Source organism: Campylobacter peloridis LMG 23910 (genome assembly GCF_000816785.1).
Lineage (GTDB): Bacteria > Campylobacterota > Campylobacteria > Campylobacterales > Campylobacteraceae > Campylobacter_D > Campylobacter_D peloridis.
Map to the genome: position 1 here is coordinate 1,482,884 of NZ_CP007766.1, position 23,227 is coordinate 1,506,110.

Below are 23,227 nucleotides of genomic sequence, written 5' to 3' on the forward strand. Positions count from 1 at the left end.
TATTATAAAGGTTTAATCTTGCAAACAAAATCAATTGCCGATGAAAATTTTCAAACTCCACAAGGAAAAAAGGCCTTTAAAAAGGCTGTGTTTTCGTGTTGGCTAGGAACTGCTATGGAATATGCAGATTTTGCACTTTATGGCTTAGCTGCAGCTACTGTTTTTTCAGAAGTTTTCTTTCCTGAACAAACTCCTGTTATAGCATTATTACTTAGTTTTGTTACCTATGGTATAGGTTTTATCGCTAGACCTATTGGGGCTTTATTCTTTGGATATTTAGGAGATAAATATGGAAGAAAAAATGTATTGATGAGCACCATTGCATTAATGGGTATTTCAACTACTTTGATTGGTTTTATACCAAGTTATGCAGTAATTGGAATTTGGGCCCCTATATGTTTAGTTATTTTGCGTTTTATGCAAGGCTTTGGAGCTGGTGCTGAACTTTCTGGTGGAACAGTTATGCTTGGAGAATACGCCCCTAGCAAACACAGAGGCTTAATCTCTTCTATCATAGCCCTTGGATCAAATAGCGGAACCTTGCTTGCAGCTTTTGTATGGCTTTTAGTTACAAGTATGGATGATGCTAGTTTTAAAGAGTGGGGATGGAGAATTCCTTTTATAGGAAGTATTTTCATAGCGCTTTTTGCTGTTTATATGCGTTTAAATGTAAAAGAAACTCCCGTTTTTGAAAAACAAAAAGAATTAATGCTAAAAATTCGTCATGAAAATGAAACTCATATGAAAAAAGATGAAAGAACTTTTTGGCAAAAAAGTCGTGCATTTTGGACTATGGTAGGTATAAGAATAGGAGAAAACGGACCATCTTATCTTGCACAAGGCTTTATAGTAGGTTATGTAACTAAAATTTTACTTCTTGATAAATCAGTGGCTACAACTGCTGTTGTTATCGCTTCTTTAGTAGGGTTTTTGGTTATACCTTTAGCAGGGTATTTAAGCGACAAATTCGGAAGACGCATTACCTATAGAACCTTTTGCTTGCTTTTAATGCTTTATGCTTTTCCTGCTTTTATGTTACTTGATAGCAAAAATGAAATTATTGTAATTTTAACTATCATCGTAGGTATGTCTTTGGCATCTTTAGGAATTTTTGGTGTGCAAGCTGCGTGGGGTGTAGAGCTTTTTGGAGCAAAAAATCGCTATACTAAAATGGCACTAGCAAAAGAATTTGGCTCTATACTTTCAGGAGGAACTGCTCCTATGATAGCTTCAGCTTTACTTGCTTATTATGGTGCTTGGTGGCCAATAGCATTGTATTTTGTTATTACTGCAGGAATTGGTTTTATCACAACTTTCTTTGCACCAGAAACTAGAGGTAGGGATTTAAATTTAATAGAAGATGCCATATGATACGCCTTATTTTAGACACTGATATAGGCAATGGCATAGCAGGGGCTAATACTGATGATGGTTTAGCCCTTGGGCTTATTTTAGCCTCCAAAGAAATCAAACTTGAAATGATTAGTACTTTAAGTGGGAATGTGCAAGCTTTAACCGCTTATAGTGTTGCTAAGGATTTATTAAATAAGCTTAATCTAGACATACCTTTGTATTTAGGTGCTCATGAAGCTTTATATGAAGATGGACATTTTTGGAGACAAAGACTAGATAAAAGTGTAGAAGAATTTAAACTTACTCATCTTTGGGATCATATAAAACCTATAAAAATCTTAGAAAACATAAATCCAAATGCTTGTATGAAAATGGGTGAGCTCATTATGCAAAATCCAGGTGAAATTTCAATTTGTGCTATAGGGCCTTTAACAAATATAGCCATAGCTATGAAGCTTTTTAAAGATTTTGATAAAAATGTGAAAGAAATTTTTATTATGGGTGGAAGTTTTGATATGCCTTATCATATCAAAGATACAAATTTTGGCTTTGATCCTGAAGCTGCTAGCATAGTTTTAAACTCAAAAGCTAAAATCACACTTGTTCCTTATAATGCAACAATGCAAACTATGCTCACACATGAAGATTTAAATGTTTTAGAAAATCAAAATCCTCTTTGTGATTTTTTGGTTCAAACTTTAAGAGTTTGGATTGATTATGCAAGCAAAACAAGAGGTACAAATGGCACATGGATACACGATGCATTAACTATTGCTTATATGCTTGATCCAAATTTAGCAAATTTTGATGAGTATTTAGTAGATGTAATTTGTGATAGCACCTTTGCTAGAGGAAGCACTATAAGATGTTTTAAAGATGCAAAAATGCCTATGAAAAACTATAAATTTAAAAACACCATAAAAGTTTTAAAAGATGTTGATAATACTAAGCTTTTAAATCTTTTAAAATCAAGACTTTTAAATGGAATTTGCTATGAAAATTACAAAAGCATAACGACTTAATTTACCCAAGGCTATAAAAATACTTGCTTTTATAAAAGAATACTTAGCAAAGCCAAGGCCTAATGCAAAAAGATCTCCCACTATAGGTAAAAAAGTAAAAAAAGCATATAAAAAGCCAAATTTTTTAAAATTTGCATTGATTTTTTCTAATTTGCATAAAGAATTTTTAAAATATTTTTCTAGAATTTGACTCTTTCCAAAATAAGCTAGTGCATAGGTGCTTAAACTACCCAAAGTATTACCCAAGCTTGCAACAAATAAGACCATATAAGCATTAAAATCTAATTTCACAAAAACAAGCACAAAAGCCTCACTAGCCATAGGCAAAAGCGTGCTGGAGAGAAAACATACTATAAAAAGCCCTATATAGCTTAAATCATTATATAAAAAATCAAACATTACAAACTTTCTTAGTATTTATTTGCAGCCTATAAATTTTAAAGAATTTTTAATAATAATTATCTTAGAATGTAAAGTCTTTTTGACAATTCTTAAAAAGGAAAATCATGGAAAGGAAAAAATTTTCTAAATCAAATTTAGAATACTCTTTTAACAAAGCTTCTTTTTCTTGGCGTTAAGCCTGCTACTACAATTTTAATCATTTTTTATTTTACATTTTTAGTTTTAGTTGATCATTTTTGATTTTAAATTATTAATCATTTCAAGGAAAATACTATGAAAAAATATTATGGAAAATTTGGTGGGCAATTTGTGCCAAATGAAGTAAAAATAGCATTAGACGAAGTAGAAAAAGCTTTTATAAAATTCAAAAGAGATAAAGATTTTAACACAAAATTAAAAGAACTTTTAGCAAATTATGTAGGAAGGCCTACGCCTTTGTATCATGCTAAAAATTTAAGCAAGCTTTATAATCATGAAATTTATTTAAAAAGAGAGGATTTAACTCACACGGGAGCTCATAAGATCAATAATGCTCTAGCTCAAGCCTTAATGGCAAAGAAAATGAATAAGAAAAAAATTATTGCAGAAACTGGAGCAGGACAACATGGACTTGCAACCGCTACTGCAGCAGCACTTTTAGGACTTGAGTGTGAGATATTTATGGGAGCTATTGATGTTCAAAGACAAGCCTTAAATGTCTATAAAATGGAACTTTTAGGGGCAAAAGTTCACGCAGTAGAAAGTGGAAGCAAAACCTTAAGTGATGCAGTAAATGAAGCTTTAAATTTTTGGGTTAAAAACACAAAAGATGTGTTTTATGTAGTAGGAAGTGTGGTAGGGCCTTATCCTTATCCACAAATTGTTGCACATTTTCAAAGCATTATCGGTAAAGAATGCAAAATGCAACTTAAAAAATTCAATAAAAAAGTAGATTACATCATAGCAGCAGCTGGAGGTGGTAGCAATGCTGCTGGAATTTTTCATGCATTTTTAAAAGATGAAAAAGTTAAACTCATAGGCGTTGAAGCAGCAGGTTTGGGTAAAGATACACCTTATCATGCAGCTACACTCACTAAAGGTAAAGAAGGTATTATCCATGGTATGAAAACTAAAGTTTTACAAGATGATAAAGGCAACATTGCTCATACTTTTAGCATTTCTGCTGGGCTTGATTACCCTGGGATAGGGCCTTTGCATGCATATTTACAAGAGAGTAAAAGAGCAAGTTATCATGCTATTAGTGATGATGAGTGTATTAATGCTTTAAAATTATTATGCAAAGAAGAAGGCATTATACCTGCCATTGAAAGCTCACATGCACTAGCATACTTAGAAAAACTTTGCCCTACTTTAAAGAAAAAAAGTGTGATAGTTGTAAATCTTTCAGGTAGAGGCGATAAAGATATGCAAAGTATTTATGAATATAAAAAAGGCGAAATTTATGGTTAATTTTTAAATTCCAATAACTCCTTTTTTGTTAAGATAATTTTTAACATTTTTTTAATAAAATTTTATCAAATATAAATAAAAAAGGAGTTAATATGGAATTTAGCATATTAGTTTTATTAGCAATTTCTATTTTGCTAATACTTATTAAACCAGAAAAAGAAAAATTAATTTTTGGAATTTTTCTTTGTGGGGCTTTATTGAATTATTTTATGTATTTAGTGGCAAGTTTTGACTCTATTATCCCAAGTGGTAATTGGTAAGGAGATAATTATGAATACCTCTTTAAGCAAAAATGATCAATATTTTTACTTTTTTATGACAACTGCTGTTTTACTTATTTTGGCTATACCAGTAGGATTTGCAAATATATATTTAGGATATTTTCACAATGAATCTCCTTGCACGCTTTGTTGGTTTGAGCGTATTGGCATGATTGTAATTGGTGTTCTTGGAATGCTTATATTGCGATATGGACCTCAAATAAAATATATCGTTTGTGTATTTTTATTCGCAGGGTATGGAATTTATATGGGGATTCGTCATACAGCTAGCTGGTGGCAAAGAGACATTGGTATAGGCTTAGGGGATAAATTAGTAGGAGCACATACTTATACTTGGGCTGTTGTGGTGTATTGGGCTGTTGTAATTGTAATGGGTCTTGCTTTGTTATTTATAAGAAAAAATAGTTCTATGATGCAAGATTTAGCAAATAAAGAAATTAAAGTTAAATCTTTAAATACTTATTCAAAATTTGTTATTATTATATCTTTTATAGTAGTGTGTTCTAATGCTTTTCAAGCTTTAATCATCAATGGCTTGCCTCCTTATACAGGAAAATCAAACCCTGATCGCTTAACTTTTGATATGAGCATTATGAGCAAAACATGGACTACAGAAGTTTGGGGAAGACTTGGTAAATTTAATCTTTTAGGCAAAAATGTTCCAGAAGATGTTTTTATCAAAGATTTAGTAGAACCAAAAAAATTAACTTTCGACAAAAATGCTACAAATGGAGCTTTTGAAATTTCAAAAAACATAGAAGCGTTAAATACTTATGAAATACAAATACCTAAATTAAAAAATTTCAAACATATTAACGCCATAGCTTATGATAAAAATAACGATGAATTTGCCCTTGTAAGCAACGAAATGGCTGTAGCATACACTAAAGATTTTAAACAATCAAATGGCTTTGTTTTATTTGATAAAACAAATGGAAACGATATGAGATATATTGTCGATGCTACTTTTATAGGCAATAAATTTGTAATTGGAGCAGCAAATAAAACTTTTACAGGAACCAAAAAAACAAATGAACCTATTGATGAAATGCTAGAATGGCAAAGTTTTAAAGAAACTAGTGGCAATATAGCACCTGCATTTTTTACCAAAAAAAACGAGAATTGGTTTGAACCTTCAAGAAAATACATTTTAACAATAAGAGCAAAGCAAAATTATGTACACGCTTATGCTAATGATGAAGAATTTCTTTATACTATCACGGTTCCAAATAAATTTAGTAAAAAAATCATTTTATCTTATGCAAGCACTAAAGATTATTTGTTAAGTGGAGAAAAAATACTTGAAGTTGATAAAAACTTAAAACTTAAAGAAGGCAGAGATATTAATGATTATTATATAGTTGGTGCAGATATTATCAAAGATAAAATGTTAGCATTAAGTTTAAACTATAGTAGCTTGCTTGTAATTGATTATAAAAAGGCAAAGATAATTGATGTTTATGAGATTAAAGGGCTTGATAATCCAAAATCTTTAGCCATAAAAAATGATGTTATTTATATCCTAGATCGCACAAATGACAAAAAGGATGTGATAAAAACTTATAAAAATCCTTTGTGATTTTTATTTTAAAATATTTTTAACAAGCTCTTGGAGTTGCTTTTTGGTTTGTTCATATGCTCCAAAAACCAATAAATTTGCATCAGGCCAAAAAGCACTTTTAGGGCTTTCAAATTTTCCCCACCTCCAATCAAATCTAGGCGCTAAAAGCACTATAGTTGGTATTTTCAAAGCTAAAGATAAATGTGCAATAGCACTATCAATACTAATAACACAATCAATATCAGCTAAATGATTAAAAGTATCCTCCCAATCTTTTATCAGCTTAGCCCTATTTTCTATATTTTTAGGCAAATTAAAATCACCTTGTATTTGAAAAGAAACCAATTCAAAAGGTAAATCTTTTAAACTATTTAACAAAAAATCCAAATCCAAATTCCTTGCAATATCACTATCATAAGCACTAGGAGTAAACCAAAAAATTCCTATTTTTTTCTTTTTATTATTAATTTTTTCAAGAGCTTTTATAGGTGTTTTTAAAGTGCTTAATTCATCCATACTAATAGAACAAAACAAAGGTAAAGAACAAATTGGTATTGCAAAATCAAACTCAGCAGGAAAATCTTTTAAAACTTTCATGTTTTTAAAATTTTGCAAAATTTGCGTATCTTTTAAAGAATTTTTAAAAAGCCTATACATAGCACTTTGAGGAGCAAATAAAACTTTTTTTGCAATTTGAGATAATTTTTGCAAACACCTTGAATACATAATAGTATCGCCAAAACCTTGTTCGCAAAATACAAGAATGTTTTTATCTTCAAAAGCTTTTATTCCCAATTTATTAAAAGCTTGCAAACTTTGATTATAATGATGTGCAGAAAAAGTTTGGCTATTAGCATAAAAAAGCCTGCTCTCATACATTCTAACACCTTCTTCAAAATTACCAACGCGCATTAAAAGATAAGCAAGATCAAAAGCATAAGTTGCATGAGAATGTAATTTTAATGCTTTAGAATAAGCTTCATAAGCTTCTTGATAATTGGTTGAAAATTCCAAAGCCTTAGCGTAATTTTGCCAAAACGCTGCATTATCTTGATTATACTCTTGTAAAAAATCATACAATTTCAAAGAATTCTCTAAATCATAAAGTTTAAAAAGCAAATAAGCTTTTTGGGGCAAAATTTGCTTATAAATAAAATTTTTTATTTTTTCAATATCTGCATTTTCTTTTGTTTTTGCATAAAGCCTATCTTCTAAATTTAAGCTAGAATTTTGATTATTGTTAGAATTTTTTTGATTTTGTAATTTTGCAATCATTTCTTGAGCTATTGTATAAATTTGATCGTGCAATTTTAAACTCTTAGCATAATCTGATTTAAAATAAAGCTCTGCATAATGCTTCCAAAGATTAAGATTATATTCTTGCTCTTTTAATAAAGCCAAAAACATTTCCTCTGCCTTATAAAAATCTCCTAAACTCTTATACACGAAGGCTAACTCAAACATGATTTCATTATTTAATAAATCTTTGCGTTCTAAAAGAATATTTAAAAGCTTTAAAGCCTCATCAAATCTTGACTTTGCCAAATAAGATTTTGCAAGAATTAAACCAAAAAAAGTAGTAGGACTTTGTTTAAAAATTTGCTCTGTGTAAAAAATGGTTTTATCATAATCTTGCATTTTAAAAGAAGCTAAACTAGCATATTCTAAAGCACTTTTTGGATCATCTTGTAAATACGCTTGGCTATAAGCTAAACATTTTTCATAATCTTCATTGACATAAGCGTATAAAATTTGATCTAGCATATTTTTCCTAACTTTTTAATTCTAAATTTAAATAATACCCCGTATAAGAACCACTTTTTTTATGATTTTTAGCAAGCTCTTCTACACTGCCCTTAGCAATAACCTTACCCCCTTTAACTCCACCTTCTGGCCCCATATCTATAACATAATCAGCATTTTTTATCACATCTAAATTATGCTCAATCACAAAAACAGAATTTTTCAAATCCACTAAATGTTGCAAAACCAAAATGAGTTTATTTACATCTTCAAAATGAAGTCCTGTTGTAGGCTCATCAAGTATATAAAGCGTTTTTCCTGTATCACTTCTACTTAATTCTTTAGCTAATTTTATACGCTGAGCTTCCCCACCGCTTAAAGTCGTTGCATTTTGGCCTAAGGTTAGATAATCAAGCCCAACTTTAACCAAAGTATCTAATTTTTGTCTTATTTTTGGGACAGAAGCAAAAAATTCATTTGCCTCTACAATACTCATATTTAAAACATCAGCTATACTTTTTCCCTTGTATTTAATCTCTAAGGTTGCATCATTATATCTTTTACCATGGCACACATCACAAGTTACCATCACATCAGGTAAAAAATGCATTTCTATTTTAATCTCTCCATCCCCACTACACTTCTCGCATCTTCCACCCTTAACATTAAAAGAAAAACGCCCCGCTTTATACCCACGCATTTTAGCTTCTTTGGTGGCTGCAAAAAGATTACGAATTTCATCCATTGCACCTGTATAAGTAGCAGGATTTGAACGCGGAGTGCGTCCTATAGGACTTTGATCAAGATAAATCACCTTATCAAGTTTTTCTAAACCCTCTATTTTAGCACCACTTAATTTTCTTACTTTTTTAGCACGATTAAGCTCCTCTTGTGCAAATGGAAGCAAGGTTTGCAAAATCAAAGAACTTTTTCCACTTCCTGAAACTCCTGTAATTGCCACTAGATTACGCAAAGGAAAATCTACACTTAAATTATGGATATTATTAATACTCACATCTTTTAGGCTAATAAAATCTTCTTGTTTTCGGTGTTTTTGGTGTGCAATTTGTTTTTTACCATTCATATAAAGTGCTGTTTGGCTTTTGCTTTTTAACAATTTTTCATAAGTTCCACTAAAAACAATCTCTCCACCAAATTTACCCGCATTTGGTCCTATATCTACGATAAAATCAGCCTCTTGTATAGTCATTTTATCATGCTCAACTACGATTAAAGTATTGCCTTTTTGCTGAAGACTTCTTAAGGTTTTAATCAGTTTTGCAGTGTCTCTTTCATGAAGCCCAATGCTTGGTTCATCTAAAACATACATCACCCCGCTTAATCCACTGCCAATTTGAGAAGCTATACGAATTCTTTGTGCTTCTCCCCCGCTAATTGTCCTTGCATCCCTTCCCAAAGACAAATACCCAAGCCCCACATCATAAAGAAAAAATAATCTTTCGTTGATTTCTTTGAAAATAGGTTTAGCAATTATTTTTTCTTGCTCACTTAAATAAGCAAAATTTTCTTTTTTAGAGAAAAAAGCTGTGGTGTTTTCTATACTCATATCTAAAATTGCGCCTAAATTTTTATCCGCCACTTTAACAGCTAAACTCTCAGCTCTTAAACGATGCCCTTTGCAATCTTTGCAAATTTTCTCACTCATATACTCGCTTAAATCTTTTTCATCTTTTAACATTTCATAAGCATATTTTATAACACCTTCAAATTTGCGGTTTAATCTATGTCTTTTCCATAAAAAATTAATTTCTTTTACATTGCCATAAAGCACTAAACGCTTTTCTTCTTCGCTTAATTCATTATATGGAATTTTTACCCTTATATCATTTTGCTCACAAAAGGCCATTAAAAATTTATAATAATAACTTTTATTAAATCCATACAAAAGCTTAACAGCTCCTGCTTCTAAGCTTAATTCTTCATTGATTATTTTTTTCATATCAAGTGTATATCTTATACCAAGGCCATCACAACTTGGACAAGCACCTTTTGGAGAGTTAAAAGAAAAACTTAAAGGCTCAAGCAAAGGAAAAGAAATTTTACAATCAAAACAAGCATTATGCTCACTATAATGAAAATGCTTAGGTATATTTAATTCTTCGTTATTTAACACTTCTATTTCTACTTCACCAAAACTTTCACTAAGGCCTTTTTCTATATCGCTTGCAAGTCTTGCTAGCATATCATCTTGTACTTGAAGTCTATCTATTACAAGTTTTATAGTGTGTTTTTTAGTTTTAGCAAGCTCAATATCCTCATCAAGACGCGTTAAAACTCCATCAATTTGAGCTCTAACATAGCCTTTTGCGACTAAATTCTCCAAAAGATCAGCAAAACTTCCTTTTTTTTCTTTGATTAGAGGGGCATAGATGATGATTTTTGCACCTTTTGGAAGTTTTAAAATTTCTCCTACAATATCTGCTGCACTCATAGATGAGATTTTTTTACCACATTGATGGCAATGTTGCACCCCAATCCTTGCATATAATAATCTTAAATAATCATAAATTTCAGTGATAGTTCCCACCGTGGAGCGAGGATTTTTTGAAGTAGTTTTTTGATCAATAGCTATAGCAGGAGTTAAGCCTTCGATTTTATCTACATTTGGCTTACCAACCTTGTCTAAAAATTGCCTTGCATAAGCACTCAAACTTTCTATATAACGGCGTTGTCCTTCTGCATAAAGTGTTCCAAAAGCTAAGGTTGATTTACCGCTTCCACTAAGCCCTGTAAAAACAATAAGTTTATTTTTAGGAAGTTCTAAATTTATATTTTTTAAATTATGCTCTTTAGCCCCAATAATAGTAATTTTATCATTCATACAACTATCCCAAATTAATTTAAAAACTAATATTTTATCACAAGTATTTAAAATAAACATGCTCAAATATTTGTAAAAGTATTTTATTTTAGTAAATATAAATTTAATTTATGTTACATTTTGTAATATATGTTTATATTAGATTATCTAAATAATCATAAAATGCAAAACTACGATACACTAAAAACTAATACAAAAAATAAAGGATTAAAATGGGCATTACAAATAAAATATTATGGTTTTTTGTAGCCATTATAGGAGCTTGCTGTTTTGGAGTATTAGCCCTTCAAAATGGTGAAAGCATTTCGGCAATTTATCTTGTCATAGCTGCTTTATGTATCTATATCATTGGATATAGATTTTATGGTAGATTTATCGCTTACAAAGTATTGCAGTTAGATCAAAACAGATCAACTCCGGCTGTAGTTAAAAATGATGGTTGCGATTTTGTTCCTACAAATAAAATTGTGCTTTTTGGGCATCATTTTGCTGCAATTGCAGGAGCTGGCCCTTTAGTAGGACCTATACTAGCTGCTCAAATGGGCTATTTACCTTCTATGCTTTGGATTTTAATAGGTGGGGTGTTAGCAGGTGCGGTGCATGATTTTGTTGTTTTATTTATCTCAACACGCCGTAACGGAAAATCTTTAGGCGAAATGATAAAAGATGAACTTGGCAAATTTACCGGTGGTGTTGCAATGCTTGCTATTTTTGGCATTATGCTAATTATCATAGCAATTTTAGCAATGGTTGTTGTTAAAGCCTTGGCTGAATCTCCTTGGGGATTATTTACTATAGCTATGACTATACCTATTGCTATTTTTATGGGAATTTATATGAGATTTTTAAGACCTGGAAAAGTAGGCGAAGCTTCTGTGATAGGTTTTATACTTCTTATACTTGCAATACACTATGGTAGTGAAATAGCAGCTGATCCTTATTGGGCTAGTGTCTTTACACTTAGTGCTCCAACCCTAGCTCTTATAATGATGGCTTATGGTTTTATAGCTGCAATTTTACCTGTTTGGTTTTTACTTGCTCCAAGGGATTATTTATCTACATTTTTAAAAATAGGCGTTATTGTGGTAATGGCTTTGGCTATTGTTGTTGTAGCACCTGATTTGCAAATGCCAAAAATTAATTCTCAATATTTAGATGGAAGTGGGCCTGTATTTGCTGGAGCTATTTTTCCATTTTTATTTATCACCATTGCATGCGGGGCTATAAGTGGTTTTCATGCTTTAATTTCAAGCGGAACTACTCCTAAAATGCTAGAAAATGAAACACATGCTTTAGCAGTAGGATATGGTTCTATGCTTATGGAAAGTGCTGTAGCGATTATGGCTTTAATTTGTGCTTGTATTTTACATCCTGGGCTTTATTTTGCTATCAATTCTCCTGCAGCTGCTATAGGAGTTGATGTTGCAAATGCAGCTGCTACTATTTCTAGCTGGGGCTTTAAAATAACACCTGAAGAAATTACAACCCTTACTACTAACATAGGAGAGCAAAGCATACTTTCAAGAACTGGTGGAGCACCAACCTTTGCTGTAGGTGTGGCTTTAATTTTGCATGAACTTTTTGGCGGGGTAAATTTAATGGGCTTTTGGTATCATTTTGCTATTTTATTTGAAGCTTTGTTTATCTTAACTGCAGTTGATGCAGGAACAAGAGCTTGCAGATTTATGGCTCAAGATATATTGGGTAATGTATATAAACCTTTAGGAAATATTAATAGCACTTTTGCAGGTATTTTTGCCACTGCTTTAAGCGTAGCAGGATGGGGGTATTTTCTTTATCAAGGCGCCATTGATCCAAAGGGCGGAATTTACTCTCTATGGCCGCTTTTTGGCGTAAGCAATCAAATGCTTGCCGGTATGGCCTTACTTTTAGCTAGTGCAATTTTATTTAAAATGGGCAAAGCTAAATACACTTGGGTAACATTACTTCCTGCTACTTTTGTTTTGATTGCAACCCTTTATGGAGGAATTCAAAAAGTGCTTCCTTATAAAGAAGGTGATAAGGTGCATAATGCTGTAAGCCATGTTGCTGCTGTTGAAATTAATGCTCAAAAAATAAAAGATTTGAATTTAAAATTAGAGCAAACAACCGATCAAACACAAATTGAGCAAATTAAAAAAGATTTAAAACTAGCTTCGCAAGCTAAAACTTCCAACCTTGTTAATGCAATACTTTGTGTATTTTTTATGATTACAACTTTATTGGTGATTATTTCTTGCTTAGGAATTTTCACTAGAAAATTAAACATTCCTTTAAAAGAAAGTCCTTATATAGCACTAAAAAAGGAAAATATATGCTAAAGAAACTAAAAACATGGTATGAAAAATCCGAAAGGTTTTTTCATCCCCTAGTTGGAGTTGCAAGCTATGATAAATATCTTGAACATATGAAAGAAAAGCATCCTCAAGCACCATGCAAATCAAGAAAAGAATTTTTTAAGGATTTTCTTGAAAAAAAATATAATAGCGGCCTAGGAAAATGCTGATAAACATAAAAGAGTAAAGTTTTACTATACAAAAAGATTTTTGGTGAAAATCACCAAAAATCTAAGCATGTTTTTTAGCAAAAGCTTTCATAAATTCACTTAACCTTTGAACCTTTTCAATGCTGATAGAATTATAAATACTAGCACGAATTCCGCCTAAAATTTTATGTCCTTTAAGGCCTATCATGCCATTTTCTTCAGCCTCTTTTACAAAAACTGGTTCTAAGCTTTTATCATGAGTTATATTAAAACTAACATTCATTAACGATCTATCTTCTTTTTTAGCATGGCCTTTATAAAAACCATTGCTCTCATCAATCACATCGTATAAAATTTTAGCCTTTTGTATGTTTTGCTCATTAATTTTATCTAAGCCACCTTGATTTAAAAGCCATTTCATTTCAAGATTAAACATATATATGGCAAAGGTTGCAGGCGTGTTAAATAAAGAATTATTTTCAGCATAAACGCTGTATTTTAACATACTAGGTATATTTTTGTTTTTACTACGCTCTATCATATCTTTACGCAAAAATGCACAAGCAAGTCCAGAAATTCCCGCATTTTTTTGCACTCCACCAAAAAGCATAGCAATATTAGAAAAATCTATCTTTTTAGAGAAAAAATCACTAGAAGCATCAATTATCAAAGGACTTTTGGTTTTTGGATAGCTTTTGTATTGAGTTCCATAAATGGTATTGTTAGAGCATATATAAGCATAATCTGCATTATCGCTAAATTCAAATTGTGGGATATGATCAAACTCACTTTCTTGAGTGCTTGCTACTATTTTTGTATTTACTCCTAAAATTTCAGCTTCTTTGATAGCTTTTTTTGTCCAAACTCCCGTATTAGCAAATTCACAAACTCCACCCATATATAAATTCATAGGTATCATAGCAAATTGCAAACTAGCCCCACCTTGCATTAAAAGCACTTCATAATCATCATTTACACCATAAAGTTCTTTTGCCATTTTAATGGCTTCAAAATGCACTTCTTCAAAAACCTTTCCACGATGAGAAACCTCCATAATAGAAAAGCCTTTGCCATGATAATCAAACAAATGCTCCTGTGCTTCTTTTAAAACCTCATCAGGCAAGTTTGAAGGACCTGCACTAAAATTCATCACTCTCATTTTGTCTCCTTTTATAGTATTTGGGCTTCTTTGCTCTCATTTATTGAGCAAAGTTTTATAATATCTCCCTTTTTTAGTTTTTCAAGAGAGATATTTTTGCCATCTTTTTGTAAATTTATCAAATTTTTACTTTTATCAAAGAAATTTTTATGCTGAGTTAAAAGTTCTTCAAAATTATCAAGCTTATTTTCATAATTTAATAATTTTAAATTTAAAACGCTCTTTAGTTGGCTTTGTAAAAAATCAAGTTTTTGTTTTCTAAGAAAAAAAGCATTTTCTAAAGACTTAGCTTTGGCTAAATTTTGCAAATGATCGATTTTGTTTTGATAAAATTTAAGATGATTTAGCATTTGGTTTTTAAAACGCATAGTAAGCTCATCAAGTCCTTGTTCTAAACTTAATTTATCAGGAAAAATCATATTGATAGCCGCACTTGGAGTTGGTGCTCTTAAATCTGCTACAAAATCACTAATAACATAATCAATCTCATGTCCAATAGCAGAAACAATAGGCGTTTTTAAAGAAAAAATACATCTTGCAAGTTCTTCATCATTAAAACAAAACAAATCTTCTCTACTTCCACCACCTCTTGCCAAAATAATCGCATCTAAGCCATATCCATCGGCTTTTTCTAAAGCATTTATTAAAGAATTTGGAGCACTTTGTCCTTGAGTAAGAGCATTAAAAATAGTTATTTTGCAAAGATTGTATTCTTTTTGTGAAATTAACTTTAACATATCTTGCAAGGCAGCTGATGTAAAAGAAGTGATTATACCTATTTTTTTAGGAAATTTAACAATACTTTTTTTAGCATTTACATCAAATAAGCCTTCTTTTTCAAGCTTTTCTTTTAGAGCTAAAAATTTAGCTTCTAAATCCCCAAGACTTGTTTTTTGCATACTTTTGGCAATAAATTGATACCTACCACTTGCCTCATATAAACTCACATAACCTCTAAGATCAAGCATATCACCAACTTTTGGTTTAGCTTGAACAAATTGATTAAACCCTTTAAACATCACACAAGCTATGCTTGATTTTTCATCTTTTAAGTCAAAATACCAATGCCCTGAACTATGAATGGTAATTTTAGAAATTTCTCCACTAAGCTCTATATCATCAAGATGAAATTCTAATAAACTTTTAGCTTTTAAATTAAGTTCTGAAACTTTCATTTTTTTCTTGCAATAAACATAGAGCAAACACCAAAACTAAAGCTTTTATACTCTAGCATTTCAAAATGTTCACTCAATTCTTTAATAAATTCTTCTTTGCTTAAAAAATCATCTATCGAATTTGGTAAATACTCATAAGCACTATAATTTTTACTGATAAATCCACCCACTTTTGGTAAAACATTTTTTAAGTAAAAATCTCTACAAGCAGCTATAAAACCACCCTGCTCTCTTTTTGTAAATTCAAGCACAAGTAAAATTCCATGTTTTTTTAATACTCTTGCAAATTCTTTTATAGCTTCTTTTCTATCTACTACATTGCGTATACCATAACTTATACTTATGATGTCTGCACTTTCACTTTCAAGTGGAAGCTCTTGTGCTTTTGCCTGTATAAAACTTGCTTTAGGGATTTTTTTCTTAGCTACTTCAAGCATGCCTGCACTTGGATCAACCCCTTTTATACTAGTAATATTTTTATTTACTTTTAAGGCTTGATTTTGCCATTCTATAATCATATCGCCCGTTCCACAAGCTACATCAACAATATCAAGTTCATTGTTGCAAAATTTAAAAACACTCATACAAGCTTTTTTTCTCCAACTCACATCACTTCCAAAACTTAAAATTCTATTGGCTTTATCATAAGTTGGTGCTATATCATCAAACATTTTAACTATTTTTTCTTGCTTTTGCATGCTTATCCTAATTGTATATTTTTAAGATTTTCGAACTTTTATTTATTTTTTGAATCATTTTCTTCGGTTCTAAAAGAATTTTTTTCAATTTTTTATGCTTGAAATAAAAATTTAATTTTTTAATATCTTCTTCTTCAAACATTGTTGCAAAATAAAATAACAAAAATTGTATTTTATCAAATTCTTCTTCAAGATTAGTTTGTGATTTTATAATTTTTTTCTTTAAAAAAACTAATTCCTTACGCAATTTAAAAGCCACCAAGCGTTTTAAAATTTGCTCTTTTAAACCTTGAAAAAATATACTATCATCTCTTAAAATAATCTCTAAATCAAAAAATATCTTACTATTTTCATCACAAACTAGCAAGGTAGTGTATTTTTCTAAACTTAAAATATCTACTTGATCTAATAAAATTTGGGATTTTAAATCTAAAAAATACTTTTGAAATTTTGTTTGAATATTTATTTCAAAAAAATTATCAAATAAAGTAAAAAACATATTTAATTTATCTAAATTAATACAAAATTGTTCTAAATTATATAAATTTGGGTTTTTTACAAATTGATCTTTGGTTTTTTTTAATGACTTTAAAATAGTATATAACAAAATTTTACCAGCTTGAAAACTTTGAATTTGACTTGGAAAAACTAATTCTATATCATTTTGTTTTTCCAAAAAATTAATACATCTAATAGCATTAAATACTTTGGAAAAATCGCCATATAAAATTAAATTTTTTGAATAAAATTTTTCATCATTTGTTATTTCTTTATATTCCTTGATAAAATAAGGTAAAGAGAAATTTTTAGCATGCTCAAAGGAATAAAATACGAGTTTTAAAATGACCAAATCTTTTAAAAAATGTCTAAATTGATAAATATAAAATTTTAACCCATTTATTTCAAAGCTAATTTTTATCTTATCTATAGCTTTGTTGATAAGTTTTTTAGAATGTTTTTTAAATTCTTTTTTTGTTATTTTATTTATTTTTTTATCTAATAATTCTTGTAATTTATAATATGAGCTTTGATAATAATTTTTATTTATTTTTTTATATTTTATATCACAAAAAGGACTAATACGCGTATAATAAACGCGTATTTTATCTTTAGAATAAGCAATATTTTCTTTTTTTAAAATTTCTAGAAAATCATCACTTGAAATTAAAAACCTTCGTTGAATTTCATAAATCATTTTATTTTTTACATGCTTTACAGCCATTTACATGAGCAAATACACCTAAATAGTCAATAATATTGCCAATTTTTCTTTCAAGCTCTTCTTGATATTTGCTTAAACCACTTTCCTCATAACAAACATCTTCTATATGATTACATTTACTACAAATTACATGAATATGTGGATATTCATAAATATCATAACATGTTTTTTGATTAGGAGTGTTAATCTCTACCACCAAACCTTGTTCTTTTAAGGTATTTAAATTTTTATAAACAGTTGCCAAAGAAATAGAAGGATATTCTTCTTTAATACTTTCATACAAAGAATCAATATTAGGATGTTCATGACGCTTTAAAATTTTTAAGATACAAAGTCTTTGAGGAGTTGCTTTTAAATCACAATTTTTTAACATTTGCATTAATTCCATCAATTTCTCCTATAAATTTTTCCAAAAGTATAACGCTTTTTTTATAAAAATATAATTATATTAAAAGATATTTTTTATCTTTTAATAAAGTTTTACTTTATCACATAAAGATTGTATATCTTTTTCCAAAAAATGTTCTACTTCAGCTGTTTTTCCATGAGAAATAAAAGCATCATCATATTCAAAACTTATTATTTTTATATGAGTTAAGCTCTCTTTTTGCAAAAAATTCATTATCAAACTTGCTACACCACCTATTTTAGCACTATCTGAAAAAACAAACCAAATTTTTGTTGTTTTTGCTAATTCTTTTAGCAAATCCTCATCTAATGGTTTTGCAAAGATTAAATCTACCAAATACGCATAATCTCCACCCAATCGATCTAATACTAATTTTGCCCTACCCACTCCTTGACCAAATCCTAAAAACACTCTATCACTTTGCGAATTTAATAAAATTTCAGCCTTAGCAAATTTAATTTTACAAGTTTCAAATTCATCATCTAATAAAAAATTTCCTCTTGGATAACGAAAAGCTATTGGTCCTTTATGATAATAACAATATTCCATTATGTTTTTCATCATATTTTCATCTCTTGGAGCAAGCAAGGTTAAATTTGGTATAGGAGCTAAATAACTTATATCAAATACTCCTTGATGCGTTTCACCATCTTCGCCTACAATTCCAGCTCTATCCATAGCAAAAACTACATTTAAATTCATAATAGCACAATCGTGTATCACTTGATCATATGCGCGCTGTAAAAAAGTGCTATAAATTGCTATAAAAGGCTTAAATCCTTCTTTTGCCATAGCTGCCATAGAAGTTACAGCATGCTGTTCTGCTATTGCAACATCCCAAAAACGATTAGGATATTTTTCTATTAATTTATCCATTCCAGTGCCACTTGGCATAGCTGCGGTTACTCCGACTATATTTTCATATTTATTTGCAAGTTCTAATAAATTTAAAGAAAAAATTTCAGTAGCACTTTTTTTAGCATTTTTACCTAAACTCTCTCCGCTATTTATATCAAAAGCACCTACTCCATGCCATTTAGCATTCTTTCCTTCTGCTAGAGCATAGCCTTTACCTTTTATGGTTTGAGCATGAACAACGCAAGGTTTTTTCATAGCTTTTGCTTGATTTAGTGCATTAATCACTTCGCTTAAATTGTGTCCATCAATAGGCCCAATATACTCAAGTCCCAGCTCTTCAAACAAAAGTCCTGGAGTGATTAATCTTAAACTTTCTTCAAATCTTTTAGCCATGTAAGATGCCCCTTGAGGAAAGTATTCTAAAAGATTTTCTATGCGTTTTTTAAATTTTTGATAAAACTGCGTTGCCATAGCTTGAGATAAATATTTAGAGATTGCACCTATTGGTTTTGAAATGCTCATTTCATTATCATTTAAAATAATCACGCAAGGATATTCCCTATCTCCAAGTTCATTTAAAGCTTCATAAGCCATGCCAGCACTTAATGCACCATCACCAATTAAAACCACAGGCAAACGCTCTTCATTTTTTAAATTTATAGCCTTGCAAGCCCCAACTGCTAAAGATATAGAAGTGCTAGAATGTCCTGCTACAAAATAATCTCCCTCATCAGGTTTTGTATAACCACTAAGTCCATTTAGTTGCCTTAATGTGTGAAATTTTGAAGCCTTGCCACTTAAAAGTTTATGTGCATAAGATTGATGGGATACATCAAAAATAAAAGGATCTTTTTTATGATCAAAAACATAATGCATAGCTATACTAAGTTCTACTACTCCTAAGTTAGATGATAAATGACCGCCGTTTTTACTCACAGTATCTATGATGATTTCACGCAAATAACTAGCCAAATTTTCTAGTTCTTTAATTTGCATGTTTTTAATATCTAAGCTACTTAATTCTATCATTCATTTGCCATGTTTTTAATTTTTTGCAAACGATTATTAAGATTTGATTCTATATTGCCAGCATCACTAAGCACTAAAATACTACCTTTATTAATCGCATCATCAAGACTAAATTTAATATTATTTTGATCTTGTAAATGCATTTTTACATATTCAAAATCATCAGGATTTAATTTTAATTCTATTTTAGTTGCATTTTTAAGTTCATTCATAAGTTCTTTTGCTAAATTTAACGCTATTGAGGCAGAATTTTCTTCTAATTCTTTTGCTATAACTTCTTTTGCTATAATCACTGCTGTATCTGCTAGCTCTTTTTCATTTTTAAGTAAAAAATTATCCAAAGTTTGTATAGTTGCTTCTAATTTTTCTATACTTTTTAGGTATTTACTCTTTAAATCTTCAAGTTCGCTTTCGAAATTTTTTTGTGCTTGCTCATAACCTTCTTTTGTAAATTTTTCCTTTGCATGTTCTAATTCTGAATTTAAACGATTATTAAATTCAGCTTCTTGACTTTCTATTTGCATTTGAAGTTTAATAATATTCCCAGACATTTCATCTGTTTTTTTTAGTAAATCTTCCACAAAATCTGGTTGAATTTGAGGTGCTTGGTTTTGAACTGGTGGTATTTCTTCTACATCATTTGATACTTGAGAAACTGCTGTTGTTGCATTTTCAGTAGTTGTTTGTGGACTTTGTTGAAAATTTTCATTTTTATTTTCTTCATTTAAAGTCATTTCACTCATAACTTTAAAATGATAATTTTCTACCACATGATTGGTAATATTATTTGTTGAAATTACATTGTTTAATTTAGCCATGTTCTACTCTATCATCTCATCAGCCTCACCCACTTGGATAAGACCTTGTTCGGCTAGCTTTTGCACCACTTCTACCACTTTTCTTTGTGCTTCTTCAACATCTTTTACACGCACAGCACCCAAAAAGCCCATTTCTTCAACAAATGCTTCAGCTGCACGCGTTGACATGTTTGCCATAAATTTTTGCTTCAAGTCTTCACTTGCACCTTTTAAGCCTATCATTAAATCACGCTTATCAGCAGCTTTTAAAACTTCCCTAATTGCATTAGTGCTAAGTTGAGAAATATCATCAAAAGTAAACATTAAATCTTTAATAGTAGTTGCGAGTTTTTCATCACTTTGTTCAATATATGAAAGAGTGGTTTTAGATGCTTTTTGTCCCAAGCGATTAAGAACTTCAGCAACCGCTCTTGGACCACCCACTTCAACTTTATAAGAAGTAAGTGATTCAAGCTTACTCTCAAGCACAGCTGAAACTCTTTTTATAATAGAAGGAGAAATATCTCCAAGATTTGCCATTCTTATTACAACCTCAGCTCTTAACTCATCACTAAAAAATTCTAAAGTCTCTGCTGCTTGAGTAGTTTCCATATGTGCTAAAATCAGTGCAATAGTTTGAGGGTGCTCTTTAATAATAAAATCAGCAAGCTGTTGTGGTTTAATTTGAGAAAGATAAGCAAAATTTTGGTTATTTTCCATACTTTTTGTAAGTTTTTCCAAAATTTTATTTGCAATATCTGGACCAAATGTTCTAAATAAGATTTCTTTGGCATATTCTAAACCACCACTTTTTAGATATTGATTAGACTGAAGCAAAGTATAAAATTCTTCCAATACAGCAGTTGCTACTGGTTTATCAACATTTTTAGCTAAAGCAATATAACGAGAAATTTCAGTAATTACATTAATATCCATATGAGAAAATAAAACCGTAGTTACATCTTCTCCAAGTTGAATTAAAAATATCGCAACCTTTTCTGGCATAGAAAGGTCATCATAAACCATTTTTTGTTCTTCGCTAAGCTTTATCATTAAATATCCTTCTCACCAAATTCTGCTTCATTTTCAACAAGTTTTTGTAAAAGCAATGCTACCTCTTCAGCTTTTTCATTAGCTACGCCTCTTAATTTTTCAAGTAAGACATCATATTGTAAAGCATCTTCATCAAAATTATCTCCAAAGCCAAGTTGTTCTTCAACTTTTCTACGCGCTGCGTTGAATTTTTCAATTGCATCTTCAGCATCGTCAATAACTTGGCCATCTTTGCCTTCCATTTCTTCTTCAAGTTTAATATCTGCAAGCATTTTTTGAGAAAATGGAACAATAACTTTTTTGTAAAATATAAAAAGCAAAATAGCTGCAAAAACATACTTAACAGGAGGAATAAATGGTTCTACAAATTTAGAATAAAATGTTTGAACTTTATTTTCAACCTTAGCGGTTTTATGGAATTCTAAATTATTTACTTCAACCGCATCTCCTCTTGCAAGATTAAATCCTATAGCACCTTTAGTAAGATTTTCAACAGCTTGAATCTCTTTATCATTTAAAGGAATATACTCATTAGTAATATTACCCTGATCATCTGTAATTACTTTATATTTTCCATCTACTACAACAGCAGCTGAAATTCTTTTAATAGTAGCAAATTGTTTTGTGGTATTGGTAATTTTTTTAGAAATTTCATTATTAGTAGTAGTTTGATTTTTAGTATAAACCTCACGCGCGCCTTTATCATCTAAACCTTCTACTGGACCGATATTTGAAACCGCTCCTGGAACGCCTTGAATTTCTTTATCTTTATAACCTTCCCTATGTTCTTCTAAAGTTTGCTCACTTCGCACAACCGTATTAGGATCATAAATTTCACTTTGAGATTGTTCTTTGGAAAAATCATAATCAATACTAACTTTTGCAACTACTCTATCATAACCACCCGCAAAAGGTGCAATAGCAGCGACAATTTTTTGCTCTAATTCATACTCTTGATCTCTTTTGTATTTAATTTGTGCTGCAATTAAATCATCTGCAAAACCTTCCTCATCATCTAATGGAATACCTTTTTGATCCATAATTTTGACATTTTCAGGAGTAAGCTTAGTCACAGAAGAAGCGATTAAGTTTTTTATACCCATAATTTGTTTTTTATTAAGCTTTAATCCATCTTTAACCGTTAATGCTACTGAAGCAGTAGGAGGAACTTGTTGCTGAGTAAAAAGTGTATCTTTGGCAAAAGCAATATGCACAGTTGCACTATGAATAGGCTCTAAGCTTTCTATGGTTCTAGCAAGCTCTCCTTCTAAAGCTCTTTGATATTTTACCTTTTGCTCAGCTTCTGTAGCTCCAAATTCTTGTTTATCAAAAAGCTCAAATCCGACTTTATTATCTTTTGGAAGTAATCCAGCCGAAGCTATAGCCAAACGCTGTTTATAAACTTGTTCATTGGGAACTAAAATTGTTCCTTCATTGCGTAAAATATAAGGCACTCCACTTTTTTCAAGTTGAGTAACAATCATTGCTGAATCTGTTGTATTTGCATTTTCAAACAATACAGAATATCCAGCATCATTTGCAACACTAGAACCACTTCTAAAAAGAGTTAAAAACACTAAAAACCCAACCACAACAACGATAGAAGCAGCAATTATAATGCGTTGTCTTAAGCTTAAATTTTGATAAAGTTGACCTACTTGGTGCAGTATAGTTTTATAATCCATCTAA

General features: G+C 30.4%; 19 protein-coding genes. 7 read left to right on the top strand and 12 right to left on the bottom strand.

Annotated elements, in window-relative coordinates; genetic code table 11:
• Positions 1-15: 15 nt before the first annotated feature.
• Both CPEL_RS07260 and CPEL_RS07265 read left to right on the top strand, forming a co-directional pair.
• The gene (locus CPEL_RS07260) at positions 16-1,371 is read left to right on the top strand and encodes an MFS transporter (RefSeq protein ID WP_147575257.1); all 1,356 of its coding nucleotides are present in this window, start codon (positions 16-18) and stop codon (positions 1,369-1,371) included.
• Complete coding sequence (locus CPEL_RS07265) at positions 1,371-2,375, top strand: inosine-uridine preferring nucleoside hydrolase family protein (RefSeq protein WP_044599590.1); 1,005 nt, start codon at positions 1,371-1,373, stop codon at positions 2,373-2,375. The genes CPEL_RS07260 and CPEL_RS07265 overlap by 1 nt, the downstream gene beginning before the upstream one ends.
• Here CPEL_RS07265 and CPEL_RS07270 read toward each other — a convergent pair.
• A complete protein-coding gene (locus CPEL_RS07270) occupies positions 2,331-2,774 on the bottom strand; it encodes a YqaA family protein (protein WP_044599260.1) in 444 nt (147 codons plus the stop codon). The two genes, CPEL_RS07265 and CPEL_RS07270, sit on opposite strands and share 45 nt — an antisense overlap.
• A gap of 276 nt (positions 2,775-3,050) precedes the next feature.
• Between CPEL_RS07270 and trpB the strand changes: the two genes are divergently transcribed.
• The 3 genes from trpB to CPEL_RS07280 all read left to right on the top strand — a co-directional run bounded on the left by trpB (position 3,051) and on the right by CPEL_RS07280 (position 6,086).
• The gene (gene trpB / locus CPEL_RS07275) at positions 3,051-4,226 is read left to right on the top strand and encodes a tryptophan synthase subunit beta (RefSeq protein ID WP_044599261.1); all 1,176 of its coding nucleotides are present in this window, start codon (positions 3,051-3,053) and stop codon (positions 4,224-4,226) included.
• Positions 4,227-4,318: 92 nt separating this feature from the next.
• On the top strand, positions 4,319-4,486 hold the full coding sequence (locus CPEL_RS09200; RefSeq protein ID WP_158100222.1) for a hypothetical protein: 168 nt from the start codon (positions 4,319-4,321) through the stop codon (positions 4,484-4,486).
• 10 nt (positions 4,487-4,496) lie between these two features.
• Positions 4,497-6,086 carry a disulfide bond formation protein B gene (locus CPEL_RS07280; protein WP_044599262.1) on the top strand — a complete coding sequence of 530 codons (1,590 nt, stop codon included), beginning with the start codon at positions 4,497-4,499 and terminating at the stop codon, positions 6,084-6,086.
• 3 nt (positions 6,087-6,089) lie between these two features.
• Here the strand turns inward: CPEL_RS07280 and CPEL_RS07285 are convergent, their stop codons facing one another.
• Together CPEL_RS07285 and uvrA are read right to left on the bottom strand one after the other, a co-directional pair.
• On the bottom strand, positions 6,090-7,832 hold the full coding sequence (locus CPEL_RS07285) for a tetratricopeptide repeat-containing glycosyltransferase family protein (RefSeq protein ID WP_044599263.1): 1,743 nt from the start codon (positions 7,830-7,832) through the stop codon (positions 6,090-6,092).
• 7 nt (positions 7,833-7,839) lie between these two features.
• Positions 7,840-10,653: an excinuclease ABC subunit UvrA gene (uvrA, locus tag CPEL_RS07290; RefSeq protein ID WP_044599591.1), complete on the bottom strand. Its 2,814-nt coding sequence runs from the start codon at positions 10,651-10,653 to the stop codon at positions 7,840-7,842.
• 212 nt (positions 10,654-10,865) lie between these two features.
• Between uvrA and CPEL_RS07295 the strand changes: the two genes are divergently transcribed.
• Both CPEL_RS07295 and kcuS read left to right on the top strand, forming a co-directional pair.
• The gene (locus CPEL_RS07295; protein WP_044599264.1) at positions 10,866-12,974 is read left to right on the top strand and encodes a carbon starvation protein A, large variant; all 2,109 of its coding nucleotides are present in this window, start codon (positions 10,866-10,868) and stop codon (positions 12,972-12,974) included.
• Positions 12,968-13,159 (top strand): KCU-star family selenoprotein, encoded by a 192-nt coding sequence (kcuS, locus tag CPEL_RS07300; RefSeq protein WP_044599265.1) that lies wholly within the window; start codon positions 12,968-12,970, stop codon positions 13,157-13,159. The genes CPEL_RS07295 and kcuS overlap by 7 nt, the downstream gene beginning before the upstream one ends.
• 61 nt (positions 13,160-13,220) lie before the next feature.
• On the opposite strand, the gene serC is transcribed toward kcuS, so the two are convergent.
• The 9 genes from serC to fliF all read right to left on the bottom strand — a co-directional run bounded on the left by serC (position 13,221) and on the right by fliF (position 23,223).
• Positions 13,221-14,297: a phosphoserine transaminase gene (gene serC, locus CPEL_RS07305; RefSeq protein WP_044599266.1), complete on the bottom strand. Its 1,077-nt coding sequence runs from the start codon at positions 14,295-14,297 to the stop codon at positions 13,221-13,223.
• A gap of 11 nt (positions 14,298-14,308) precedes the next feature.
• A complete protein-coding gene (gene xseA, locus CPEL_RS07310; RefSeq protein ID WP_044599267.1) occupies positions 14,309-15,472 on the bottom strand; it encodes an exodeoxyribonuclease VII large subunit in 1,164 nt (387 codons plus the stop codon).
• A complete protein-coding gene (gene ubiE, locus CPEL_RS07315; protein ID WP_044599268.1) occupies positions 15,469-16,170 on the bottom strand; it encodes a bifunctional demethylmenaquinone methyltransferase/2-methoxy-6-polyprenyl-1,4-benzoquinol methylase UbiE in 702 nt (233 codons plus the stop codon). Before ubiE ends, xseA begins: the two co-directional genes overlap by 4 nt.
• Before the next feature lie 7 nt (positions 16,171-16,177).
• Positions 16,178-17,365 (bottom strand): CYTH domain-containing protein, encoded by a 1,188-nt coding sequence (locus CPEL_RS07320; protein ID WP_148308789.1) that lies wholly within the window; start codon positions 17,363-17,365, stop codon positions 16,178-16,180.
• A 1-nt stretch (position 17,366) separates the two neighbouring features.
• Positions 17,367-17,780 (bottom strand): peroxide-responsive transcriptional repressor PerR, encoded by a 414-nt coding sequence (gene perR, locus CPEL_RS07325; RefSeq protein ID WP_044599270.1) that lies wholly within the window; start codon positions 17,778-17,780, stop codon positions 17,367-17,369.
• Positions 17,781-17,861: 81 nt separating this feature from the next.
• Positions 17,862-19,688 carry a 1-deoxy-D-xylulose-5-phosphate synthase gene (gene dxs, locus CPEL_RS07330; RefSeq protein WP_044599271.1) on the bottom strand — a complete coding sequence of 609 codons (1,827 nt, stop codon included), beginning with the start codon at positions 19,686-19,688 and terminating at the stop codon, positions 17,862-17,864.
• The gene (gene fliH / locus CPEL_RS07335; protein WP_044599272.1) at positions 19,685-20,506 is read right to left on the bottom strand and encodes a flagellar assembly protein FliH; all 822 of its coding nucleotides are present in this window, start codon (positions 20,504-20,506) and stop codon (positions 19,685-19,687) included. The genes dxs and fliH overlap by 4 nt, the downstream gene beginning before the upstream one ends.
• Positions 20,507-20,509: 3 nt before the next feature.
• On the bottom strand, positions 20,510-21,538 hold the full coding sequence (gene fliG / locus CPEL_RS07340; protein ID WP_044599273.1) for a flagellar motor switch protein FliG: 1,029 nt from the start codon (positions 21,536-21,538) through the stop codon (positions 20,510-20,512).
• Complete coding sequence (gene fliF, locus CPEL_RS07345; RefSeq protein WP_044599274.1) at positions 21,538-23,223, bottom strand: flagellar basal-body MS-ring/collar protein FliF; 1,686 nt, start codon at positions 23,221-23,223, stop codon at positions 21,538-21,540. Before fliF ends, fliG begins: the two co-directional genes overlap by 1 nt.
• Positions 23,224-23,227 lie beyond the last annotated feature (4 nt).

Bases quoted from the DNA above. Each gene is read 5' to 3' on its own strand.
- CPEL_RS07270 (WP_044599260.1), bottom strand. From the start codon at position 2,774: ATGTTTGATTTTTTATATAATGATTTAAGCTATATAGGGCTTTTTATA.
- trpB (WP_044599261.1), top strand. From the start codon at position 3,051: ATGAAAAAATATTATGGAAAATTTGGTGGGCAATTTGTGCCAAATGAA.
- CPEL_RS09200 (WP_158100222.1), top strand. From the start codon at position 4,319: ATGGAATTTAGCATATTAGTTTTATTAGCAATTTCTATTTTGCTAATA.
- CPEL_RS07280 (WP_044599262.1), top strand. From the start codon at position 4,497: ATGAATACCTCTTTAAGCAAAAATGATCAATATTTTTACTTTTTTATG.
- CPEL_RS07285 (WP_044599263.1), bottom strand. From the start codon at position 7,832: ATGCTAGATCAAATTTTATACGCTTATGTCAATGAAGATTATGAAAAA.
- uvrA (WP_044599591.1), bottom strand. From the start codon at position 10,653: ATGAATGATAAAATTACTATTATTGGGGCTAAAGAGCATAATTTAAAA.
- CPEL_RS07295 (WP_044599264.1), top strand. From the start codon at position 10,866: ATGGGCATTACAAATAAAATATTATGGTTTTTTGTAGCCATTATAGGA.
- kcuS (WP_044599265.1), top strand. From the start codon at position 12,968: ATGCTAAAGAAACTAAAAACATGGTATGAAAAATCCGAAAGGTTTTTT.
- serC (WP_044599266.1), bottom strand. From the start codon at position 14,297: ATGAGAGTGATGAATTTTAGTGCAGGTCCTTCAAACTTGCCTGATGAG.
- xseA (WP_044599267.1), bottom strand. From the start codon at position 15,472: ATGAAAGTTTCAGAACTTAATTTAAAAGCTAAAAGTTTATTAGAATTT.
- ubiE (WP_044599268.1), bottom strand. From the start codon at position 16,170: ATGCAAAAGCAAGAAAAAATAGTTAAAATGTTTGATGATATAGCACCA.
- CPEL_RS07320 (WP_148308789.1), bottom strand. From the start codon at position 17,365: ATGATTTATGAAATTCAACGAAGGTTTTTAATTTCAAGTGATGATTTT.
- perR (WP_044599270.1), bottom strand. From the start codon at position 17,780: ATGGAATTAATGCAAATGTTAAAAAATTGTGATTTAAAAGCAACTCCT.
- dxs (WP_044599271.1), bottom strand. From the start codon at position 19,688: ATGATAGAATTAAGTAGCTTAGATATTAAAAACATGCAAATTAAAGAA.
- fliH (WP_044599272.1), bottom strand. From the start codon at position 20,506: ATGGCTAAATTAAACAATGTAATTTCAACAAATAATATTACCAATCAT.
- fliG (WP_044599273.1), bottom strand. From the start codon at position 21,538: ATGATAAAGCTTAGCGAAGAACAAAAAATGGTTTATGATGACCTTTCT.
- fliF (WP_044599274.1), bottom strand. From the start codon at position 23,223: ATGGATTATAAAACTATACTGCACCAAGTAGGTCAACTTTATCAAAAT.